Source organism: Pseudomonas mendocina (genome assembly GCA_037482215.1).
Lineage (GTDB): Bacteria > Pseudomonadota > Gammaproteobacteria > Pseudomonadales > Pseudomonadaceae > Aquipseudomonas > Aquipseudomonas mendocina_E.
Map to the genome: position 1 here is coordinate 2154259 of CP148074.1, position 16377 is coordinate 2170635.

At 50.7% G+C, this 16377-nt stretch carries 15 protein-coding genes; 12 read left to right on the forward strand and 3 right to left on the reverse strand.

All coding sequences use genetic code 11. The annotated features are described in order from the left end of the window. Nucleotide 1: 1 nt before the first annotated feature. On the forward strand, nt 2-1411 hold the full coding sequence (locus WG219_09740) for an efflux transporter outer membrane subunit (protein ID WXL27706.1): 1410 nt from the start codon (nt 2-4) through the stop codon (nt 1409-1411). Nucleotides 1412-1436: 25 nt separating this feature from the next. On the opposite strand, the gene WG219_09745 is transcribed toward WG219_09740, so the two are convergent. After that, complete coding sequence (locus WG219_09745; protein ID WXL27707.1) at nt 1437-1940, reverse strand: disulfide bond formation protein B; 504 nt, start codon at nt 1938-1940, stop codon at nt 1437-1439. A gap of 358 nt (nt 1941-2298) precedes the next feature. Between WG219_09745 and katG the strand changes: the two genes are divergently transcribed. Next, entirely contained in the window at nt 2299-4497 is a 2199-nt protein-coding gene (gene katG, locus WG219_09750; protein WXL27708.1) for a catalase/peroxidase HPI, read from the forward strand. A 192-nt stretch (nt 4498-4689) separates the two neighbouring features. Next, nucleotides 4690-5214 (forward strand): ATP-dependent zinc protease, encoded by a 525-nt coding sequence (locus tag WG219_09755; protein ID WXL27709.1) that lies wholly within the window; start codon nt 4690-4692, stop codon nt 5212-5214. Nucleotides 5215-5276: 62 nt separating this feature from the next. Here the strand turns inward: WG219_09755 and WG219_09760 are convergent, their stop codons facing one another. Next, nucleotides 5277-5999 carry a phosphatase PAP2 family protein gene (locus WG219_09760; GenBank protein WXL27710.1) on the reverse strand — a complete coding sequence of 241 codons (723 nt, stop codon included), beginning with the start codon at nt 5997-5999 and terminating at the stop codon, nt 5277-5279. Between the two features lie 369 nt (nt 6000-6368). Between WG219_09760 and WG219_09765 the strand changes: the two genes are divergently transcribed. The 4 genes from WG219_09765 to WG219_09780 all read left to right on the forward strand — a co-directional run bounded on the left by WG219_09765 (nt 6369) and on the right by WG219_09780 (nt 9817). Beyond that, the gene (locus tag WG219_09765) at nt 6369-7052 is read left to right on the forward strand and encodes a response regulator transcription factor (GenBank protein WXL27711.1); all 684 of its coding nucleotides are present in this window, start codon (nt 6369-6371) and stop codon (nt 7050-7052) included. Beyond that, nucleotides 7042-8331, forward strand: coding sequence for a HAMP domain-containing sensor histidine kinase (locus WG219_09770; GenBank protein ID WXL27983.1), 1290 nt, complete (start codon nt 7042-7044; stop codon nt 8329-8331). The genes WG219_09765 and WG219_09770 overlap by 11 nt, the downstream gene beginning before the upstream one ends. Nucleotides 8332-8423: 92 nt before the next feature. After that, nucleotides 8424-9113 (forward strand): class I SAM-dependent methyltransferase, encoded by a 690-nt coding sequence (locus tag WG219_09775; protein ID WXL27712.1) that lies wholly within the window; start codon nt 8424-8426, stop codon nt 9111-9113. Between the two features lie 2 nt (nt 9114-9115). Then, a complete protein-coding gene (locus tag WG219_09780) occupies nt 9116-9817 on the forward strand; it encodes a lipopolysaccharide kinase InaA family protein (GenBank protein WXL27713.1) in 702 nt (233 codons plus the stop codon). A 16-nt stretch (nt 9818-9833) separates the two neighbouring features. Here the strand turns inward: WG219_09780 and WG219_09785 are convergent, their stop codons facing one another. Next, complete coding sequence (locus WG219_09785) at nt 9834-10751, reverse strand: LysR substrate-binding domain-containing protein (protein WXL27714.1); 918 nt, start codon at nt 10749-10751, stop codon at nt 9834-9836. Between the two features lie 232 nt (nt 10752-10983). Here WG219_09785 and WG219_09790 point away from each other — a divergent pair, with 232 nt between their 5' ends. The 5 genes from WG219_09790 to pgsA all read left to right on the forward strand — a co-directional run bounded on the left by WG219_09790 (nt 10984) and on the right by pgsA (nt 16371). Beyond that, complete coding sequence (locus tag WG219_09790; GenBank protein ID WXL27715.1) at nt 10984-11997, forward strand: zinc-dependent alcohol dehydrogenase family protein; 1014 nt, start codon at nt 10984-10986, stop codon at nt 11995-11997. A 327-nt stretch (nt 11998-12324) separates the two neighbouring features. Next, complete coding sequence (locus WG219_09795; GenBank protein WXL27716.1) at nt 12325-12978, forward strand: response regulator transcription factor; 654 nt, start codon at nt 12325-12327, stop codon at nt 12976-12978. 326 nt (nt 12979-13304) lie between these two features. Further along, complete coding sequence (gene uvrY / locus WG219_09800) at nt 13305-13949, forward strand: UvrY/SirA/GacA family response regulator transcription factor (GenBank protein WXL27717.1); 645 nt, start codon at nt 13305-13307, stop codon at nt 13947-13949. Then, nucleotides 13936-15777, forward strand: a complete 1842-nt coding sequence (gene uvrC / locus WG219_09805; protein ID WXL27718.1) for an excinuclease ABC subunit UvrC — start codon at nt 13936-13938, stop codon at nt 15775-15777. Before uvrY ends, uvrC begins: the two co-directional genes overlap by 14 nt. 33 nt (nt 15778-15810) lie before the next feature. Continuing rightward, nucleotides 15811-16371 carry a CDP-diacylglycerol--glycerol-3-phosphate 3-phosphatidyltransferase gene (gene pgsA / locus WG219_09810; protein ID WXL27719.1) on the forward strand — a complete coding sequence of 187 codons (561 nt, stop codon included), beginning with the start codon at nt 15811-15813 and terminating at the stop codon, nt 16369-16371. Nucleotides 16372-16377 lie beyond the last annotated feature (6 nt).

A 16377-nucleotide genomic window follows, 5' to 3' on the forward strand; every position in this document is an offset into this window, starting at 1 on the left:
GATGCGTTTCAATCATTTACCCACGCTGCTGGCGCTGAGCCTGGCTCTGGGTGGCTGCGCCATCGGTCTTGATTATGAGCGCCCGACTCTGGAGACTCCGGCTCAATTCAAGCAGCTTGAGGGTTGGACACAGGCTGCGCCCAGTGATGCGCTCGAGAAGGGCGAATGGTGGGCACTCTATGGTGACAGTGAGCTGAACGCGCTGGTCGGGCGACTTAATGTTTCCAACCAGAATCTGGCTGCCAGTGAGGCGCAATACCGTCAGGCTCGTGCTCTTGTGAAAGGCGCGCGGGCTGCGTTCTACCCGAATCTGTCAGGTAACGTCGGTGTCACACGTGGTGCTCAGGGAGGGGCTGAAGGCAGCTCCGTCAGTAAAACCTACGACCTTGGACTTAATGCCGCTTGGGAGCTGGATATCTGGGGCAAGCTACGCCGGTCGCTGGAGTCCAGTAAGGCTGGGTACGAGGCGAGTGCCGCAGATCTGGCTGCACTCAAGTTGAGCCTGCAATCGGAGCTGGTGCAAAACTACCTGCAATTAAGGGTGATGGATGAACAGCGCCGTCTGCTGGATGCGACTGTCAGTGCTTATGAACGCTCATTGAAGCTGACGGAAAATCAGTTTAATGCCGGCATCGTGCCCAAGTCAGATGTCAGTCAGGCATTGACCCAGTTGCGAAGCACTCAAGCCCAAGCGGTTGACCTGCAATGGCAGCGTGCTCAGCTCGAGCATGCCATTGCAGTGTTGGTAGGCGTGCCGCCCAGTGAGCTGACTATTGCCTCACGCAAGGAAATTCCCACACTGCCACAAGTCCCCGTTGCCTTGCCCTCGCAGCTGTTGGAGCGCCGACCGGACATTGCAGCGGCAGAGCGCCGTGTTATCGCTGCTAATGCCGATATCGGTGTGGCCAAGGCGGCCTGGTTTCCTGATTTGAGTATTTCTGCCAGCGGTGGCTATCGTGGTAGCAGCTTTGCAGATTGGATTGAGCTACCGAATAGGGTTTGGTCTTTGGGCCCGCAACTGGCTGTAACGCTGTTTGATGGCGGTGCACGCAGTGCGGAGCTGGAGCGTGCTGACGCAGCCTATGATCAAACCGTTGCTCAGTACAGACAGTCTGTACTGGATGGCTTCCGCGAGGTGGAAGATTACCTAGTACAACTGCGCGTGTTGGAGCAAGAAGCTCAAATTCAACAACAGGCCCTGGAAGCGTCGCGTGAGTCTTTGCGTCTTGTTGACAATCAGTACCGTGCGGGGACTGTCGACTACAACGCCGTCGTGAACATTCAGGCAACCGCTTTGGCTAATGAGCGCACGACCCTGAACTTGTTAGGCAGCCGTCTAACAGCAAGTGTTCAATTGATCGCGGCTCTGGGTGGAGGCTGGGAGCAGTCACAACTGCTCCCGCAAAAGTAAAAGAACGTTATGCAGTTGTCCTTGATCAACGGCGGAGCGCTTTGATCAGGGTATAAACAACGAATACGAACAGGGCTGTCACGCTTAAGCAGGTCCAAACGCTGAATGGCAGTCCGAAAATTTTGTAATCATTCTCGCCACAAACGCCAGCACTCATGAAGATGTCTGGCATCCATTCATGCAGTGGGAAATAGAACGCGTAAAACGGAAAAGGTGAGCAACTGGTGCTTTCGATGACGCCAGTTTCAATCAGTAACAGATGGACGTTGTCATAGACAGCCATCCCGCTGGCTACCAGTAGGACGGCAAGGAAGGGGAGACCCGCCCAGCGTATACCCAACTGTTCAGCCATAAGGACTAAGAGGCCCGCTGTACCAGAGCACACCAGCCAAAGGCGGATTTGTACGCACAGTGTGCAGGGCTCCCAGCCAAGCCAATGCTGCGCGGATAGCGCTCCAGCAAGCATGCCAAAGCTGGTAAGTATGATGATTATCAATAAAGGCTTTATTGAACGGTTGGACTGCATCATGTGCTCCGGCAAAGGGGGTAAGGATTGATGTCACATCAGACGTGGACAGCCCATCAAAGTTGCTTGGCTAACCGATTTCAGATGCAGCGTTATCCGGTTTCACGGGGTGTGCCTAGGTATTGTGATTTGGTTCTTTGGTTTCATCTAGGCTTCATAACCGTCAGTTACTTTGTCGCAAAACATCGTGCCAGAGGCACAGGTAGATGTGGAGAGCTCGTGGAGCGGCCTAGCCTAGCAATCTTGTATAGGGCTATGACCAAGGAGCTATCACAATCATATTGAAAACTAATTGGTCAGTTTGGGGCGCTGCAACCATTCTGGTTCCATCTAGTAGCAAAAAGACGAATAGGAGTAGGTCATGTCAAACGAGTCGAAGTGTCCTTTCTCGGGTGGTGGTAAGCGTACAACTGCACCGACAAATACAGATTGGTGGCCGAACCAGCTGAAGGTCGACGTCCTGCACCAACACTCAGCAAAATCTAATCCTCTGGGGGAGGATTTTGATTATGCCGAGGCATTCAAACAGCTTGATTTGGATGCCGTTGTCAAAGATTTGCATGCGCTGATGACTGACTCCCAAGATTGGTGGCCTGCAGACTGGGGCCATTACGGTGGTCTGATGATCCGTATGGCATGGCACGCTGCCGGAACCTACCGTATTCATGATGGCCGCGGTGGTGCCGGTACCGGTAACCAGCGCTTCGCGCCGCTGAACAGCTGGCCGGATAACGCCAACCTGGATAAAGCTCGTCGCTTGCTGTGGCCGATCAAACAAAAGTATGGCAACAACATTTCCTGGGGCGACCTTTTCATCCTGGCGGGTAACGTCGCACTGGAGTCCATGGGCTTCAAAACCTTCGGCTTTGGTGGCGGTCGCGTGGACGTGTGGGAGCCTGAAAAAGACATCTACTGGGGTGCCGAAACTGAATGGTTGGCAACCAGTGACAAGCCAAACAGTCGCTACAGCGGTGATCGCGATCTGGAAAACCCGCTGGCTGCAGTGCAGATGGGGCTGATCTATGTAAACCCGGAAGGCCCGGACGGAAATCCAGATCCGGTCGCGTCTGCTCGTGATATCCGCGAAACCTTCGCCCGCATGGGTATGAACGACGAAGAAACCGTCGCCCTGGTTGCAGGGGGACACACCTTCGGTAAGGCCCACGGTGCTGGTGATGCTAGCTTGGTGGGGCGTGAGCCTGAAGCCGCCGCACTTGAGCATCAGGGGCTGGGTTGGATCAGCACGTTTGGCAGCGGTAAGGGTGTACACACCATTACCAGTGGGATCGAAGGTGCATGGAAACCCAACCCGACAAAATGGGATGGTGGCTTCTTTGAAGTTCTGTTCGGCAACGAGTGGGTACTGACTAAGAGCCCGGCTGGTGCCAAACAGTGGACACCGAAGGATCCTAAGCCGGAGCAGATGATTCCGGATGCGCATGATCCATCCAAGAAGTTCCCACCGATGATGACGACTGCCGACCTAGGTCTGCGTTTTGACCCGGTTTACGAGAAGATCGCACGTCGCTTCCATCAGGATCATGAGGCCTTTGCTGATGCGTTCGCCCGTGCATGGTTCAAGCTGACTCACCGCGATATGGGGCCGCGTAGCCGTTATCTTGGCCCGCTGGTGCCTCAGGAAGAACTGGTATGGCAAGACCCTGTTCCGGCAGTCGATCATCCGTTGATCACTGTTGAAGATGCTGAGGCGCTGAAGGCTCAAGTACTGCAGTCTGGTCTGAGCATTTCACAACTGGTCAGCACTGCATGGGCCTCGGCGTCGACTTTCCGTGGCGGCGACAAGCGCGGTGGTGCTAACGGTGCGCGTATCCGCTTGGCACCGCAGAAGGATTGGGCCGTTAACCAGCCAGCCCAGCTAGCTCAGGTGTTGTCCAAGCTTGAAGCTATCCAGCAGGCATTCAATTCGGCGCAGACTGACGGCAAAAAAGTATCGCTGGCAGATTTGATTGTCTTAGCGGGTAACGCAGCTGTTGAGGCTGCTGCGAAGAAAGCTGGGCAGGCAGTTGTCGTGCCGTTTGCGCCAGGTCGTACTGATGCTTCTCAAGAGCAAACAGACGTTGAATCTTTTGCAGCAATGGAGCCGGCTGCTGATGGCTTCCGCAACTACTTCCGTCCAGAGCGTGCTTCTGTACAGGGAGAGATGCTAATCGACAAAGCTCAGTTGCTGACGTTGAGTGCGCCGGAAATGACAGTCCTTGTGGGTGGCTTGCGTGTGTTGGGCGCCAACTTCGATCAGAGCAAGCACGGTGTCTTTACCGACAAGGTTGAGACCCTCAGCACTGATTTCTTCGTTAACCTGCTGGATATGGGGACTCAGTGGCAGCCATCTACAACGGCTGGTCTGCTCGAGGGGCGTGATCGTAAGAGCGGGGCGGTGAAGTGGACTGCATCCGTTGCGGATCTGGTGTTTGGTTCTAACTCTCAGCTGCGTGCACTTGCCGAGGTCTACGCACAGAGTGATTCGCAGGCGAAGTTTGTCACTGACTTCGTTGCGGCTTGGACTAAGGTAATGAACCTTGACCGTTTTGATTTGGTCTGAGTAACAACGCGGACTCATCTCCTGTTAGTCATTAAGCAAGGCCCGGCAGTGCACTGCGCTGTCGGGCCTTGTGCTTTAAAACTTAAGCGTTAATTAAGTTTGGTGTTCTAAAATTGATTAACACCGGATGAAGGCAGTATCTCTGAGCGGTCAGAGAGGATCCGTTCTTCGAAACTAATGTGTGGGGTATGAATGAAACGTGTCACCTGGATTGCGCTGGCCGCGCTGATGCCAGTATCGGTAATCGCTGCTGAGGAACCGCAAATTTATGGGCTGCATGAGTATGTAAATCTGCATGAACTGCAGGTAAAACTGCCGGCGAAGCTTGATACTGGTGCAGAGACAGCCTCTCTCAGCGCCCGAAATATCGAGGTGTTTAAAAAGGACGGCGGGGAGTGGGTGCGTTTCCAGTTGGGGTTGGATAATCCAAGCCAGGCCCATGTGTTGGAAAAGCCACTGGTTCGTATGAGCTACATCAAGCGCCGTGCAGGGGATCGTGAAGAGGGGGACGCAGAGCTTTATACCGAGCGCCCCGTTGTCGCCATGGATATCTGTCTTGGCGATGAGCTGCAGAATATTGAGGTTAACCTGACTGATCGCAGCGATTTCAAGTTCCCGCTGCTCATCGGTTCTACTGTACTTAAAGAAATGAATGCAGCAGTGAGCCCCAATCACAAGTTCTCTGCCGGTCAGCCTAGCTGTGGCCAGACCAGCTAAAAGTACTGTGCTCTGTCAGTGCCCCCTGCTGGGGTGGCGCTGACTCTGCCATTATTTTCTTTTCAGGTGGCTTCAGCCCTTGAAGACTGGATTGGGCGATAGAGCACTATCCGGTAGGCGATCACGCAGATCAACCAGTCAAACAGTAAGGTCCACAGGTTGTGGGAGAAGAAGTGTGCTCCCTGCGACATCCTCGCGACCGAAAATACCGTACCTAGTGTGAGAGCAAACCCTAAGGCAAACCGTGCCAGTCGTGGCCGGCGATCACGCAAGGCGAAGAAAAGTGCAATCAGCGAAAAGCCGGCTGATGCATGTCCACCAGGCCAGCATCGACCTGGTTTGTCGGTTGGAGCGCGCTCATGCAGCAGCGGTGTATAGGTCTCCTTTCCTCCAAACTCCTTAAGGCTCCATGGGCACTCAACCGCAGTCAGTGCCTTTAAAGGCGTCACGATGCTGGTTGACAAGGACAATGCCAGTACAAGGTAGCCTAAAGCACGGCGGTATTGTCTCAAGGGCTTAAAGAAGAGGCTCACAATAAAGCCGATAATCGCTAAAACACCGAATACGATGACGACCTGTTTGGCCTTGTCATGCAGAATGTCTTCAATCCACGCGTGTTGTTTACCAATAAAACCGACGCCGGGCTGATAAAACGGGTAGGCCAAGCTGAAGTCCAGCTTTGTCGGATCCGCTGCTAACAAGATTGCCATCACAGCCAGGGGGATCAACAGAGCTAGGCGAAAATTAAAGTAACGACTAAGCGTTTGTATTTGGGCTGCAGCCATAGAGTTCTCCTAACTTGCGCTGTGCATGCCGCGTTGTCGAAGGCTTGGTTGGGGAAAAGGCGAGTGCTTGTAGGCCCGGCAATATGAAACACACTCAAAGTTTTAGTTGCCCCTGCGCACTGGTGGTGAGCATTAATGAGCAATGATTGAGCTGCTCTCAGGTGACGTTCGTGCTCTTAATGGTTTTGCCTGTTTCAAGAAAATGAGCCGGAGTGCTGAAGTTTGGGAGAGTTATCAGAGCGATCGTGCAATGTGACTGGTGGTGGAACCTTATTCGGTTTAGTTTGACTTAGCTTGCGCTATCCCAAGTCAGGGAAGTGTCAAAGATTTGTGAAAAAAACGTTATCGGCCCGGTTGCAAAGGATTCACATGCGCATCTTAGTAATTGAAGACAACCGAGATATTCTGGCGAATATCCTTGATTATCTACAGCTCAAGGGTTTTACGGTCGATTGCGCCCAAGATGGGTTAACTGGGCTCCACCTCGCTACCACTGGCCATTTTGATTTAATTATTCTGGACATCATGCTGCCTGGAATTGATGGCTATCAGGTGTGTCAACGGTTACGTGATGATGGTGGAAACGACGTTCCTATCTTGATGCTGACAGCACGAGATGCACTGGATGACCGCCTGAAGGGGCTGCGTGCAGGTGCAGATGATTACCTCGTTAAGCCCTTTGCTTTGTCTGAGTTGGTAGCTCGTGTGGAGGCCATTCTTCGTCGCAGCCAAGGGCAAAGAACGCGACAATTAAAGGTAGCGGACCTGTTCTACGATTTGGACACACTGAATGTCACTCGAGCAGGGCAGGCCATCAAGCTTAACCCCTTGGGGCTGAAGCTTCTCGCGGTACTCATGCAGAAAAGCCCATCTGTCGTTAGGCGAGAGGTACTCGAAGAAGCACTGTGGGGAGATGATTATCCGGACAGTGATAGTCTGCGTAGCCATATTCACCAACTTCGGCAGGTCATCGACAAACCTTTTAGTAAGCCTTTATTGCACACCTTGCATGGTGTCGGCTACCGGCTGGCAGAGTTGGATCATGCTGTCTAAGCAGCCCTTTGAGCGGCGCATCCTGATTGCGTTTGTTCTGATGACGACATTGGTCAGTGGGGTGTTCTCACTGAGTATTGTTGCTGTTGTGCATTTTATAGAAGATCACTTGCTAACGTTGGAACTTGGACATGAGCTGCAGGGCATCATTGAGGAGGATCTGAAGCTCGGCCGTGTTCCCCGCCTTGATCCCTCGACACATTTTTACGCGTCTAATATTCCAGAATTCCTGCCTCCGCCCGACTTCAGCGGGCTAAGAAAGGGGTTCTCTGAGGTTGTGCTGGGGGCTGATGCTTACTACGCCTATACAGAGGAAGTGGACGGCAATATTTATACGCTGGTTCAGGGGCAGCACGGTTTCGAGGCTCGTGAGCATGTTTTGTTCAATGTGGTCCTGGCAGGGTTTCTACTTACCGTTGTCGGTGCTTGGGGATTGGGGCTGATTCTAGCGCGGAAAATTATGGCCCCTGTGAGCCGCCTGGCTATGCAGGTTAGACATCGTGATCAGTTGCTTGCCCTGGCACCAGCTTTGGGACCGCAATATCCTGACGATGAGGTCGGGCAGCTCGCTTCAGCATTCGACAGTACGCTAGGGCAAGTTCGTCAGGCTCTTGAGCGTGAGCGACTGTTTACCAGTGATGTCAGTCATGAGCTACGCACCCCTTTGATGGTTATTGCTACGACCTGCGAGCTGCTGGAAGAGGGCGAGCTTGGGGCAAAGGAGAAGGAACAGCTCGCACGAATTATCCGGGCCAGTGAGGAGATGCATGATTTGGTTAGAACTTTCCTGCAATTAGCGCGGGACAGTTCAGATGAAGCATCATCGGTCAGTGCACGCAGCCTTGAATCTGTTGCTGAAGAGCAGATTGCACATTGGGGGGCGTCATTTAGGCTCAAAGGGCTGGAGCTTATTTATAGTAAAGAAGGTCTGGACACTGGGGTTTATAACACAACATTGCTTTCGGTTGTGGTCTCCAATTTACTACGTAACGCCCTCCATTACACTGATAATGGCTTTGTCAGGCTGGTTATCGAGACAGGTGGCTTGCGTGTCGAAGACAGTGGCAGTGGTATCCCCATTGACCAACAGGAGCGTATTTTTCAGCCTTTTGTCAGGGGCGTGGGAGCCCGTGGCGAAGGCTTAGGGTTGGGGCTATCACTGGTGAAGCGTATTTGTGTTAAGCAAGGCTGGCTCATATCGGTTATGACCATTAACGGTGGTGGGGCTTGTTTTAGGGTTCAGCTTTCTGGAAAAACACTGCCTCCTAGTGTTGGGTAGTCTGCGCTAACGTAATTTTCACATTTTGATGACGTGGAGTTGATTCGCGTCTCACTACTCTCCCAAGCGTATCTTCAAACGGACGCTTGGCTATGCAAAAGAAAAATTCGATAGAACTTGAGTTTTCCCGCAAATATGACCGGGATCATGCTCAGCAGTACTTCATCAAGCATCAAGATGGCTTATCTAGAAGGCTTTCTCACTGGCGTGATGAGCAGATTGCTCGTAAGGCATTGCGGACAGCTGGTGATCCTGGCTTAGTGCTGGATCTTCCGTGTGGAGCTGGACGATTCTGGCCTGTGCTGGCCGAGCAGCCGGAGCGGGTGATTATTGCGGCTGACAACTCGGTAGATATGATTAATGTCGCGCGAGCTTCTCAATCTCCGGACATTGTTTCGCGGGTTAAAACATTTAAAGCATCTGCTTTCTCCATCGATTTGAATGAAAATGCTGTAGATTGCATATTCTGTATTCGACTTTTGCACCATTTTAAGAATCATGAGCACCGACTTGCGGTATTGCGTGAGTTTCATCGCGTCAGTCGGGATACTTTGGTTGTTTCCTTGTGGGTCGATGGTAACTTTAAATCTTGGAGGCGGCGAAGTCTTGAGCGTCGCCGTGCTAAAAGTGGGCGGTTGGGGCAGAATGAAAATCGCTTCGTAGTTTCACGCTACGAAATAGAACAAGAATTTGCTGAGTCCGGTTGGAGAGTTATTGGGTATCAAGACTTCATTCCAGGATACGCAATGTGGCGAACCTATACGCTACGGAAGGAGATTTGAATATGGTTCAAGAATTGGCCTGTCAATATTCTTCGAAGGTTGGCAATGCAGAGTTTGAAAAATGGTGGGCTGTGCAGGGGGGCTGGGTTGAAGAACCCAACCAACGTAGAGGAGGCGTAAGCGGTGTGCAGTTGCTACATCGATCTGAAGAGCGCTGTTTACCCGTATACATCAAAAAGCAAACGGGCCATATTTATCGAAGTTTGCGTTATCCCCTAGGTCGACCAACTATCCTGCGCGAGAAAGAAGTCTATGAGACTTTCTCAACTATAGGTGTAAGAACACCACGGATGATATTTAGCGAAGCACGAAAGTACGATGGAGAATGGCAGGCCTTGCTAATAACCGAGTCGCTTGATGGCTACGTTAATCTTGAGCAGTGGTTCTCAGACCTGCATGATAAGGAACTGAATGATCTTCTGATCAAAGAACTGGCGATAACCCTAGCCCGTATGCATGAATCTGGTTGGCAGCATGGGTGCTGCTACCCGAAACACATATTCGTAAAGGCAAGTTCAGATGTATTAGATAATGTGCGGATTGATGTGGCTCTGCTTGATCTGGAGAAAAGTCGGCGTCGTTGGACTGTGAAAAAAGCTGCAGAAAAGGATTTGAATCAGTTGATTCGACATCGTGGAAATATTCCGCTAGCGGCTCTTTTAATTCTTCAGCGCCTTCACGATGAGTATTTGATGCTTAACTGATTGTTCAGTTTTCCACCTATTCAAGGCTGGTTGGGTCGCCACAGAACATCTGTATGCGGGATCGTAGCCAGCGTTCAGCTGGGTCATTGTCCTGTGCTCCTCGCCATGCCATATGGAGCTCGAAGCTTGGAGACGGAAAAGGTAAATCTTCTGCACGTAAGCCGCCCGCAGCGGTGAGTGCAGCTGCTGTGTAATCAGGCACGGTAGCGAGTATGTCGGTGCCCTCAAGCAGACTCCCCAGGCCATGAAACTGGGGGACCGCGAGAACTACATGCCGTTTTCGTCCCATTTTTTCCAGCTCTACATCGATAAATCCATTTAGGTCTCCTGAAAAGGACACAAGCGCATTGGGTCTCGAGCAAAACTCATCCATTGACACCGCATCTGGTGCCGAGTCGGCCCTCAGGAGTTTGGCTTTACTTCTACGTAACACTTTGCGCTTGGAGTTCGCAGGAAGGTCGGTTGTATAACTAACGCCAACAGATATTTCTCCTGAGGCTAAAAGCGCTGGCATCAATAAATAGTTCGTCCTGCGGATAACCAGAACAATACCAGGCGCCTCGGCTCTGATCCGTTTTATCAGAGGGGGTAGCAAGCCAAATTCGACGTCGTCTGATAGGCCGATGCGGAACACTGCCGTGCTGGTTTCTGGATGAAACTCTGCTGCTCGGCTAACTGCCGTAGAAATCGAGTCTAGGGCCGGCTCAAGCAGTGACATGATTTCCTGTGCACGGCTCGTAGGTTCCATGCTGCGTCCTGTGCGAACAAACAGTGGGTCGTCGAAGAGGTTACGTAAGCGTGATAGCGCTGCGCTGATAGCCGGTTGCCCTAGGAAAAGTTTTTCAGCAGCGCGTGTTACGCTGCGCTCATGCATAAGCGTTTCGAATACGATCAACAGATTCAGATCGACACGTCGAAGGTCATTACGATTCATCCTTTACAACCCTCTTAGCTTCCTAGTGGCCCGCAGCTGAGTAGATACTGAATAGTACACGTGTACTGAAGCAGATTGACTAGTTGATACCATTATCGCAGAGCATGATCAGTATCAGCATAACGGTCTGGATATGCTTTACGAGTACAGATAAGGTTTTAGAACTTAATTGTCGACTCAGTAGGCAAGTGTTTGACAATAATCGCCGCTTAGAGTTTTCGAGAGGTTCCTGATGGCTCGCATCGTAAGATTCCACGAATTTGGTGATCCTTCTGTACTCAGGATCGAGGAACAACCAGTTACGGCTCCGTCCGATGACGAAGTACTCGTTTCCGTAGAGGCGGTGGGAGTCAGTTGGTTCGATGTCTTGTGGAGGCAAAATTTGGCGCCCAGTGTTGCTAAATTGCCAGCTGGGCTTGGCTATGAGATGGCGGGAGTCGTGAAGGCTGTTGGCTCTAATGTCAGTCATCTCAAAATTGGGGATCGAGTTGCCAGTTTTCCTGCTCACGACATTAACCAGCACTGTAGTTACGCCGAAGAAGTTATTTTGCCCGCCGGATCTTTGGTCTGCTATCCGGATGTGCTTACGGCGCAGCAGGCGGCCGTACATTATTTCCCGTCGTTGGTTGCATGGCTCGGTCTGACTGAACTGGCCAATGCAAAGGCAGGTGAGACCGTAATGCTCACTGCAGCAAGTCGCGGGTGGGGGCCATATATTCTGCAGGTCGCCAAGGCTATAGGGTGCATTGTCATTGCCGCCACAGCCGTTGGTGATGATAAGCAATGGCTTATGGAGCTGGGCGCTGATCATGTTGTTGTAACCGACGAGGAAGATCTAGTAGGGCAAGTTCAGCGACTAACGGGAGGGCGTGGGGCTGACGTCATTATGGATGCTCTGGGTGGGCCCCATATGCGTTTATTAGGCGATGCAATTGCCCCCGGAGGACGCCTGGTGCTATTCGACCTTTATGGCGGCAATGAGACGTCTTTGCCGGCTTGCGCGGCTTTCAAGAAAAATATTCGTTTTTTTATTCATTGTATTGGTAACTTCACTGGGAATGTGTTGCTGGGAATACCGCGGGATGATGTGGCGGTTGATAGGGCTCTGGAAAGTATTAATAAGTTGACTCAAGATTCTCAACTGAGGCCTTGTATCAAAAAGGTATTCAGATTTGAGGAAGTTATTGAGGCTCACCAGTACATGGGGAGATGTCCGAGCAGGGGGAGAGTTGTATTGACTATATAGGTCGATAATCTTGGTCAAGATTTTTCACCGTTGCTAATGTGTAAATATTTTTAGAAAATTCTCATATCTTAATTTGTGTGTATTGCTCATTCTCCAGATAATATTATTCGGGGGCTAGGGGGGTATTGATTTTAATCCGCACTTACGTGTTTGTAATCGGCTGTTTGCTGCTTTTTAGAACTTTTCCTATTGTCAATTTTGTGCTGAATAATTAGCTTAAAATCAATACGCATCCACTAATATTGATCAAATGTATTGGTAGTTTTGATTTCTAGTTTTTTGATTCGGGAGATGGAATGGCCTTATCTGTAATCTGGGTGCAAATACATGGAAAAGATTAGAGTAGTGGCGGCGGACGATCATCCTGTTGTCTTGATGGGGGTCCGTGAGGTAATTGAAAGGGATTCGAGGTTTGAGTTGATAGGTGAGGCTAGAAGCTCTAGTGAGTTGGTTGAGCTCTATGAGAAGCTAAAACCGGATGTAGTTATCACTGATTATAACATGCCAGGAGATGTAAGGTATGGTGATGGCATAAAGCTAGTTGAGTATCTTTTGAGGCATTATCCAGATACTAGGATATTGATATTGACGATGTTGAGTAATGCCCCTTTAGTAACAACGTTATACGGGCTGGGTGTGTCGGGTGTATTGCATAAGGCGCGAGACTTGAATGAAATACTTGTTGCGCTTGGTACTATACTTAGAAAGCGGGTATATCGAGGGGCGGTTGCGCAGTCAAGTAGCGCCGTAATGCTTGCACAGGGTGATAGTCAAGTACGTGTAGCTAAACTGTCCGCACGTGAGTATGAGGTTTTGCGGCATTTTGTAGTAGGTGGATTATCTGTTAATGATATTGCTCGTGTGTTAAATCGCAGTGTGAAAACAGTTAGTGCACAAAAAATTTCTACAATGCGTAAACTGGAGGTCAGTAATGATCAGGCACTGTTGAAATTCTGTTTGGAGCGGAATGTCTTTCAGTAGCCGCTAATCGTTGATTTGGGTGCTATTGGGTGATAGATGTATGTTGGCCAAGGCGTTAATTTGAGTCGTTGGTGTTGTTAATTTTTAACCGCTGGTCGCTAATTATTTAGTTTGTGACAAGTTGCCATTGATAAAGTTGAACCTTGGTGCATGATTGGTGTTGGATTAGCGTCACTATAGGCACTTCCTTGAACAGCTCCCAGCCGTTAACATAAACGTACTATGATTGGTTAAATTGTCACTCATTCACGAAAGGGTCGATCAAGATTGGCCGATTTTCTCGCTGACGTGTCAGTTTATGCGACTTTCTCGAGCTGGAGGCTTTTTTGATCAGAGTACTGGTTGTTGACGATCATGATCTGGTTCGTACCGGGATCACGCGCATGCTCGAAGACATTGACGGGCTGCAAGTGATTGGAGAGGCGAGCTCAGGTGAGGAGTCGCTTAAAAAAACGCGCGAGCTTAAGCCTGATGTTGTCTTGATGGACATCAAGATGCCCGGTATCGGTGGTCTAGAGGCTACCCGTAAACTTATTCGCAGTTATCCGGATATCAAGATCATAGCTGTGACAGCCTGCGAGGAGGACCCGTTCCCTACTCGCTTGCTGCAGGCTGGAGCAGCTGGTTATTTAACCAAAGGTGCTGCCCTTGATGAAATGGTTCAAGCCGTCAAAATGGTCTTCTCTGGGCAGCGCTATATTAGTCCTCAGATTGCTCAGCAGTTGGCCCTGAAGTCATTTCAGCCTCAAAGTGCAGGATCACCATTTGATCTGCTCTCTGAGCGCGAAATCCAGATCGCATTGATGATTGCGAGCTGTCAAAAGGTACAGATTATCTCTGATCGCCTTTGTCTATCTCCAAAAACTGTCAACACTTATCGTTATCGAATTTTCGAAAAGATGTCGATCACCAGCGATGTAGAATTGGCCTTGTTAGCTGTGCGCCACGGCATGATTGATGCTACAAACTGAAGAAAAAAACGACTCTTTCGATTCAAGTGCATTCCTGTCTACATGCAGCGGTCGCCCTGGGGTGTATCGTATGTTCGATGCTGGCGGTGCCTTGTTGTATGTAGGTAAGGCTAAGAATCTTAAGAAACGGCTCGCCAGCTATTTTCGACAGGTTGGTCTTGCGCCCAAAACTGCAGCGTTGGTTCGAAGGATAGGGCAGATTGAAACGACGATCACAGCTAACGAAACTGAGGCGTTGCTGCTCGAGCAGACTCTTATCAAGGAGTGGCGTCCACCTTACAACATTTTGTTGAGGGACGATAAGTCCTACCCCTACGTTTTACTGTCAGATGATGATTTTCCGCGACTGAGTATTCACCGCGGAGCGAAAAAACCACGTGGGCGATATTTTGGTCCTTATCCCAGCGCAGGGGCTATTCGAGAAAGTTTGAGCTTGTTACAGAAGGCCTTTCAGGTAAGACAATGCGAGGACAGCTTTTACAAGAATCGCACGCGGCCCTGTCTTCAGTATCAGATCAAGCGGTGCAAGGCGCCGTGTGTGGGGCTTGTCACCCAGGCTGAATATGCAAATGACGTTCGTCACTCAGTGATGTTTCTTGAGGGGCGTAGTAATGCTTTGGCTGATGAGCTATCAAGTTCTATGCAGTCAGCAGCTATGAGTTTGGAGTTTGAAAAGGCCGCGGGTTTGCGAGACCAGATTGCATTGCTTCGCCGCGTCCAAGACCAGCAGAGTATGGAGGGCGGGAGTGGTGATGTGGATGTGATCGCCGCGATCGTCAATCCAGGTGGTGCATGCGTTCATTTAATTAGTGTACGTGGGGGGAGGGTCCTCGGTAGTAAAAACTTTTTCCCGCAGGTGGCGATTGAGGAAGAAAGTGCATCGGTGCTGTTGGCTTTTATGGAGCAGTACTATCTCAATAACCTCGATCGTGATTTGCCGGCTGAATTGATCGTTAATGCCCAGAACGAAGATTTTTCCACCCTGATAGATGCCATTCGCGAGTTGCGCAGCAAGGAGTTAAGCATCAGCTATCGTGTGCGTGGGACACGGTCACGTTGGCAGCAATTGGCTGTAACGAATGCTGAGCAGTCACTTATGGCGCGATTGGCCAACAGGCAGCATGTTGCCGCTCGATTTGAGGCTCTGGCTCAGGCATTAGACCTCGACGAGATACCGCAGCGTCTAGAATGTTTCGATATCAGCCATTCGAGTGGCGAAGCAACCGTCGCATCCTGTGTTGTCTTTGGTCCGGAGGGGGCGATTAAGTCTGATTACAGGCGCTATAACATAGAAGGTGTGGCACCGGGTGATGACTACGCGGCTATGCGCCAAGCACTGACCAGGCGATTCAGTCGAATCATGGATGGAGAAGGCAAGTTACCTGACATTTTGCTTGTAGATGGCGGTAAGGGGCAGTTGGCTATGGCCAGGGAGGTGCTGGAGGAGCTTGCTGTGCCAGAGCTGGTTTTATTGGGTGTCGCCAAAGGCACGACACGAAAACCTGGTCTGGAAACACTGTATCTGAATGACGCGCAGCACGAGTTTACCTTGCCAGGTCATTCTCCTGCTTTGCACTTGATTCAACAAATTCGTGACGAGTCCCATAGATTTGCCATTACTGGTCATCGTGCACGCCGCGGCAAAGCCCGAAGAACTTCGACTTTGGAAGATGTGGTGGGTGTGGGGCCAAAGCGGCGGCGAGATTTGCTAAACCACTTCGGTGGATTGCAGGAGTTATCCCGTGCAAGTGTAGATGAGATAGCTAAAGCGCCTGGCATCAGTAAAAAGCTCGCTGAGACGATTTATGATGCTCTTCACAGCGAGTAGAATCCCAGCCTTTCTCCACATCAAGTTGTGCCGATGAATATCCCCAATTTACTTACCGTTCTCCGTGTTCTGCTGATTCCGGTATTTATTCTGCTGTTTTACGTGCCGTTCAGTTGGAGCTACTGGGCGGCAAGTCTTGTTTTTGCAATTGCTGCGGCTACTGACTGGTTAGATGGCTACTTGGCTCGTCGATGGCAGCAAAGCACGCCATTTGGAGCTTTTTTGGATCCTGTCGCTGACAAACTGATGGTGGCTGTTGCCCTGGTCTTACTTGTCGAGGAACATTCAAATCTATGGTTGACATTACCCGCTGTTATCATCATTGGTCGCGAGATCGTCGTTTCGGCGTTGCGTGAGTGGATGGCGGAGCTTGGTGCCCGTGCTCAAGTTGCCGTTTCGAATATGGGAAAATGGAAGACTGCTGCACAGATGGTTGCGCTCATAATCCTGCTTGCAAATCCTTCCGCCATGACCCTTTGGGTGGGGCTGGGATATGCGCTTCTGATGGTTGCTGCCGTGCTGACACTCTGGTCCATGGTTCAGTACTTGTTAGCCGCTTGGCCCCATCTGCAGATAACCACTGAAAAGAAATAAACTTTT

What these genes read in the sequence shown, in the direction of transcription:
- WG219_09740 (WXL27706.1), top strand. Translation starts at nt 2, where the DNA reads ATGCGTTTCAATCATTTACCCACGCTGCTGGCGCTGAGCCTGGCTCTG.
- WG219_09745 (WXL27707.1), bottom strand. Translation starts at nt 1,940, where the DNA reads ATGATGCAGTCCAACCGTTCAATAAAGCCTTTATTGATAATCATCATA.
- katG (WXL27708.1), top strand. Translation starts at nt 2,299, where the DNA reads ATGTCAAACGAGTCGAAGTGTCCTTTCTCGGGTGGTGGTAAGCGTACA.
- WG219_09755 (WXL27709.1), top strand. Translation starts at nt 4,690, where the DNA reads ATGAAACGTGTCACCTGGATTGCGCTGGCCGCGCTGATGCCAGTATCG.
- WG219_09760 (WXL27710.1), bottom strand. Translation starts at nt 5,999, where the DNA reads ATGGCTGCAGCCCAAATACAAACGCTTAGTCGTTACTTTAATTTTCGC.
- WG219_09765 (WXL27711.1), top strand. Translation starts at nt 6,369, where the DNA reads ATGCGCATCTTAGTAATTGAAGACAACCGAGATATTCTGGCGAATATC.
- WG219_09770 (WXL27983.1), top strand. Translation starts at nt 7,042, where the DNA reads ATGCTGTCTAAGCAGCCCTTTGAGCGGCGCATCCTGATTGCGTTTGTT.
- WG219_09775 (WXL27712.1), top strand. Translation starts at nt 8,424, where the DNA reads ATGCAAAAGAAAAATTCGATAGAACTTGAGTTTTCCCGCAAATATGAC.
- WG219_09780 (WXL27713.1), top strand. Translation starts at nt 9,116, where the DNA reads ATGGTTCAAGAATTGGCCTGTCAATATTCTTCGAAGGTTGGCAATGCA.
- WG219_09785 (WXL27714.1), bottom strand. Translation starts at nt 10,751, where the DNA reads ATGAATCGTAATGACCTTCGACGTGTCGATCTGAATCTGTTGATCGTA.
- WG219_09790 (WXL27715.1), top strand. Translation starts at nt 10,984, where the DNA reads ATGGCTCGCATCGTAAGATTCCACGAATTTGGTGATCCTTCTGTACTC.
- WG219_09795 (WXL27716.1), top strand. Translation starts at nt 12,325, where the DNA reads ATGGAAAAGATTAGAGTAGTGGCGGCGGACGATCATCCTGTTGTCTTG.
- uvrC (WXL27718.1), top strand. Translation starts at nt 13,936, where the DNA reads ATGCTACAAACTGAAGAAAAAAACGACTCTTTCGATTCAAGTGCATTC.
- pgsA (WXL27719.1), top strand. Translation starts at nt 15,811, where the DNA reads ATGAATATCCCCAATTTACTTACCGTTCTCCGTGTTCTGCTGATTCCG.